The organism is bacterium, from assembly GCA_035549195.1.
GTDB lineage: Bacteria > Oederibacteriota > Muellerivitia > Muellerivitales > Muellerivitaceae > DASZRK01.
The window spans coordinates 1-4904 of the sequence record DASZRK010000077.1 but is presented as its reverse complement, the minus strand read 5'-3'; the positions used below and the strand labels follow the sequence as shown (position 1 = coordinate 4904).

Here is a 4904-nt window from a genome sequence, read left to right as displayed (position 1 = left end):
AACATTGATCCGGAGAAAGCACCGGAGATGAAGCTCGCCATTCACGGAACAGAAGAACCGTTGGACAACAACGCCCACATCGGACGCTTTGTCCCACCCAACCATGAAAACCGGCTCAAGCTCGATTTGATCCGGCCAGTCGTTCCTAACGGAGCGTCGTAGTGGTAATGGACCCGGCCCTGGAGAGGATCCAAATAGATTTGGATTCAGCCTCTTTCGGGGCCGGCATCCTTCGGGACCAATGGAAAGTCGAATCCTTTGACTTTCCGATTCTCATGATGATTGTCAAAGGCACGGAACCCAACCAGGACCGCAGATGGTGGCGGTTCAGGTTCGAATTATCGTGTTATCCCGCGAAAAATCCGGAGTGCAAGCTTTGGCATTTAACCGAAAACCAACCAATCGTTAACGACACGGAACGCCCGAAACTAAAGAACGGTTCTTTGAATGACTCGTTCAAGAATTGGGGAAACGGCGTTTATCGTCCCTGGGAGAGAATGGGAGCCACCCACCTTACCAACGCACCACTATTGAATTGGAGCCCAACCAAGGATTTAACCTTTTGCATGGGAGATTTATATGACCGACTCAACGCTAACCAGGTTGTTTCGGTTCCTGACGAGGGAACCGAGGCTCCTGTGTGACAAGGAAACTTGGGACACAGGCACCAAAGAGCTTCACCGAAGAACTGATGAAAGGCGGGAAGCGGGAGCATTCCTTCTTGGGAACGAAAGGTTAGGTTCGAGAAGGATAAAGAAGTTCCTGTTCTACGACGACATTGATCCGAATTGTTTTGACCACGGGATTGTGGAATTCAATGGACATAAATTCGGAAAAGTGTGGGAGGTTTGCAAGACTCTCGACATGGATATTGTCGCGGACGTCCACGTCCACCCGGCGGGTTATGGCCAAAGCCCATCGGACCAAGAAAATCCTATGAAGCTTGAAGCGGGTCACCTGGCGATTATTCTCCCGGATTACGCCAAAGGGTACCAGAACCCGGGTGAATTTGGAATTTACGAATACCTTGGCCAACGAAGGTGGACGAACCACACCCGCCTTGGCCAAAATTTCTTTCGCATAAGGTAGGACAAAATGAAAATGACACACGAACTAGAAAGGCTGGTCCAGATTTACGTTGAATCGGGAAACGGAACAATTGCGCAAGGAAAGAGATTCTATAAGTCCTTAACCTTGGAAGTTCATTTGTCCCCGAACGATTCCGCAACCCCCGCTGGCCAAGCGGCCGCGCTTACGGCTATCGCCACGGCGGTGAGGTGTTTTTTAGGAGGAGTCGAACTAACGGGAGATACCAGTCAAAAACTCTTGTTGCCGCTTAAATTCAAAACGGTTGGCGAAGCGGCAAAAGCCTTGGGTGGCCGAACAAATATCCGCGCCCAACGAACCGTCATCATTGGTTCCGCTTTAAGGAGTTATCCGGGTTGGACGGTGCGTGCTTGGTGGGATGGATGGGTTGCCGGTGTCAGGGCTGGCACGGATACCATTCCTTCGGGAAAAGGACTGAATGTCCTTTCTGGGATCGCCGCGGGGAACTTGGCGGTATCAGAGGCGTTTCAACATGCAATTGGAAACCCCAGAGCCGGTCTAAAAGCCAGGACCCTTTCACTTTGGAATCCATCCGACCCAACAGACGTCGGAGAAGATAGAGTTTTTTTACCGGAAGCTCTTTGGTTTCTGGGTTTGGGAAATTTGGGCCAAAGTTACCTTTGGTCCTTAATCCTACTTCCATTCAACAATCCTTCCGGAGTCAGGGTGGTTCTTCAGGACTTCGATTTTGTACAACCCCCGAATCTTGGAACTTCGATCCTTACTTCCAAAAAGGATTTTGGCCGCCGCAAGGGGGCCTTGGTCGGAGATTGGGTTTTGGCCAGAAAATTCACTTTGGCCAGGTATGACAGACGTTTTGATGAAACCTTCCACCGGCAGGATGGGGAACCCACCATTTTGATCTCGGGGTTGGATTCCCTGAAAGTTCGAAAAAAATTGGGCGGGGCAGGTTTTGATTTCATTATTGATGCTGGATTAGGAAACTCAGCCCTGACTTACCACCAATTCAGGTTGAACGTCTTTTATGACGAGTTCCAACCAGAGGAACACTTTAGGGGCCAGGAGGATGATGAAAACGCGAGGGTCCAAAAAAAACTTGCCCTTCCGGTTTACCAAAGGGAGCTGACAGGTAACGCCAAGAAAGATTGCGGGGTTGCGGAAATAGCTGGTGCCAGCGTTGCGGCCCCTTTTGTGAGCGGCCTTGCTGGCGCTTTTGTTATTAGCCAGGCGATCAGGATTTCGTCGAACCAAAATCCTTTTATCTCCATTTCGGGTTCGGTCTTGAATGACCCGATTGTTACTGCCACGGAAGGTAAAAAGGCCAAGGTCAAATACCCGGGGTATTCTGAGCCGATGGCTTGTTAGGGATTAGTCATCCCTGGGAATAAGGGAAATGGGATAAAGGGGTCAGTAGATACGACTCCCATGGTCGTTCAGCAAACGCCCACCAATTTCGCACTGAGTGCCCAAAGCCTTTTCGATGCAACTGGATCCCCCGCGTGAACAGAGGGACCAGACCTATAACCTGTAGTTTATAGGTCTGGTCCCTCTGTTTTAATTTTTGTAATGTAATCTGTGGAACAAAGGGGTTAGGTTGGACTTATCGATAGCGGGTCAGTTAGAAATTCTATTGTTTTGAGGAGCTTCCAGTGTATCCAGGAAAAAACGGTATGAGCTGGTGGGAGTATAAAGGGCTAAAGGATCAAAAGGAAAAACTTGCGGAAATGGCAAAAGAAAGATCGGAAAAAGACAATCAATTAACAGATCCCTCTAAAGAACATACTCTCCCAGAAAACCATCCCAAGGATTCTTGATAGCTCAAATCTTTGGAGAACAAAGGGGTCAGTGGATTCGACTCCCTGTGGTGGCTAACCATCCGCCTATCAATTCCTCACTCAATTCCAAAAGCTTTTTCGCCACCTCCGGTCCACCGCGTAGTGCATGACGCCCAAGGGCTTTGAGGCGAATTTCTTGGTGGCGTCGCTGGTCATATCCACTACCTTTTCATTCGGAACCCTTAATCGAATATTTTTCCTGGGTTGAGCAGACCCTTGGGATCGAACAACTTCTTGAGGGAACGGAAGAGTTCCACTTCCTTCGGCGTTCGGGTGTAAAGAAGATAAGGTTTTTTCACCAGCCCGATACCGTGCTCCGCCGAGACGCTACCCCGGTATTTCTTAACGATCCCGTAGAGGACTTTGCTGGCTTGGAGGCTTTTTTTCCAAAAGGCCCTCTCGGACATGGTCTGCGGCTTGTGGGTGTTGACGTGCAGGTTGCCATCCCCGATATGCCCGAAAACAAAGACGTCAAAGCCGGGGAATTTCTTCTTAAAAGCGGCGTCCACATCCCCTAAAAAGGGGTCGATGCTGGAAATGGGGACCGAAAGATCGTACCGCTGTTGGACCCCATAACTGGAAAGGGCCTTGGACATATTTTCCCGGATGGTCCAGAAGGCATGGACCTCTTCGGGTGTCCGGGCCCACCGGCCCTCTAGGATGACACCCTGTTTCTTAAGCGCGGTTAGCCAAGAGTCCCACCCTAGCCGAGCCCCCTTTGCCGCCCGATGGGAACCATCGGCGGCTTGGCTCGGCTCAACCAAGGCTCGTCCCCCGACTTGAGGGCCGGGGGACAGGTGCCAATCCTCCTTTGCCGATCCTCCGTCCCCTGGGGATTCCACCTCCATCAGTACATAGGCCCCGGCATCGAGGGTCACGGGGCAGGTCAACCCAAAGACCTCGCATACCTTTTCCACGCATTTGCGGGTCAGGAACTCAAAAGCCGCCACTTGGAACGAAGGGTTTTGGGAAGCCCGTTGGAACAGCCTCAAAACCGCGGCCCTGTCCTTTAAGGCGATGAAAAAGGTCCCGGCTTTCCCGGGGGCGGGGGACAGCTTCAACACGGCTTCGGTCACGACCCCCAGGGTCCCCTCGCTTCCGATGAAGAGCTGGCGAAGGTCGTAGCCCGAGTTGTTCTTTTCCAGCGCCCCGTTCAATTCCAAGACCTCACCGCCCATGAGGACCACTTGCAAACCCAGCACCCAATTGCGGGTGGAGCCATAACGGACCACCTTCAGGCCTCCGGCATTGGTGGAAATATTCCCGCCGACCTGGCACTGCTTTTTCGAGGCGATGCTCACGGGCCAAGTGAGGCCGCTGGCCGCGCAATGCCGGTGAACCGCCTCCATGGTCGCCCCGGCCTGCACGCGGACGGTGCGCGCCACGGGATCCACCTTTTCCATCCGGTCCATCTTTTCCAAACTCAGGACCACTTCACCCTGGGCCGCCACGGCGCCACCGGACATGCCGGTCTTGCCACCGTTCGGCACCACGGGTACCTGGAAACGGGCGCATTCCTTCAAGAAACGAGAGACTTCAGGAGTGGAACGGGGAAAAACTACGGCGGAAGGGCGGGGCTGGGTCCCGATGGAACCGTCCCGGCCATAGGTCCCGAGGGCTTCCGGGTCCATGCGCAGAAAGCCCGGGTAAAAGCTTTTTTTGATCTTTTGGAGGAAGGATTTTTTCATGGATGCATTTTAATCAAGTTGGCGCTTCCGGAAAGGGTTGTGGCAGGGGAATAAGGCCCCGCGTAAATAATTGTTTTTACCATCCTCTGTCGTCCCGATTTAAACTTAAATCGCAAAGTTTATTTATTTGAAAGGTTGGATCCTCCTATGAAACACCTAATCTATTGTGCCAGTTCATTCATTCTTTTTCCGATTTTGGGGTTCACCCAAACGCCCCGTTACGTTAACTACACCGACCCGCAGGGTCTGGTCCAGGTGGCCTATCCCCCTGATCTCCTTCAACCCGAGAAAGAAGGTGCCTTTGGGTCCAATG

Annotated in this window: 4 protein-coding genes; 3 read left to right on the top strand and 1 reads right to left on the bottom strand. The window is 52.1% G+C overall.

Annotation, left to right across the window (positions count from 1 at the left end):
* The first annotated feature begins 579 nt into the window (after nt 1-579).
* The 3 genes from VHE12_13835 to VHE12_13825 all read left to right on the top strand — a co-directional run bounded on the left by VHE12_13835 (nt 580) and on the right by VHE12_13825 (nt 2882).
* Nucleotides 580-1089, top strand: a complete 510-nt coding sequence (locus tag VHE12_13835; protein ID HVZ81863.1) for a hypothetical protein — start codon at nt 580-582, stop codon at nt 1087-1089.
* A gap of 12 nt (nt 1090-1101) precedes the next feature.
* Nucleotides 1102-2433 (top strand): hypothetical protein, encoded by a 1332-nt coding sequence (locus VHE12_13830; GenBank protein ID HVZ81862.1) that lies wholly within the window; start codon nt 1102-1104, stop codon nt 2431-2433.
* A 305-nt stretch (nt 2434-2738) separates the two neighbouring features.
* Nucleotides 2739-2882, top strand: coding sequence for a hypothetical protein (locus VHE12_13825; GenBank protein ID HVZ81861.1), 144 nt, complete (start codon nt 2739-2741; stop codon nt 2880-2882).
* A 203-nt stretch (nt 2883-3085) separates the two neighbouring features.
* Here the strand turns inward: VHE12_13825 and VHE12_13820 are convergent, their stop codons facing one another.
* Nucleotides 3086-4591, bottom strand: coding sequence for an FAD-binding oxidoreductase (locus VHE12_13820; GenBank protein ID HVZ81860.1), 1506 nt, complete (start codon nt 4589-4591; stop codon nt 3086-3088).
* Nucleotides 4592-4904 lie beyond the last annotated feature (313 nt).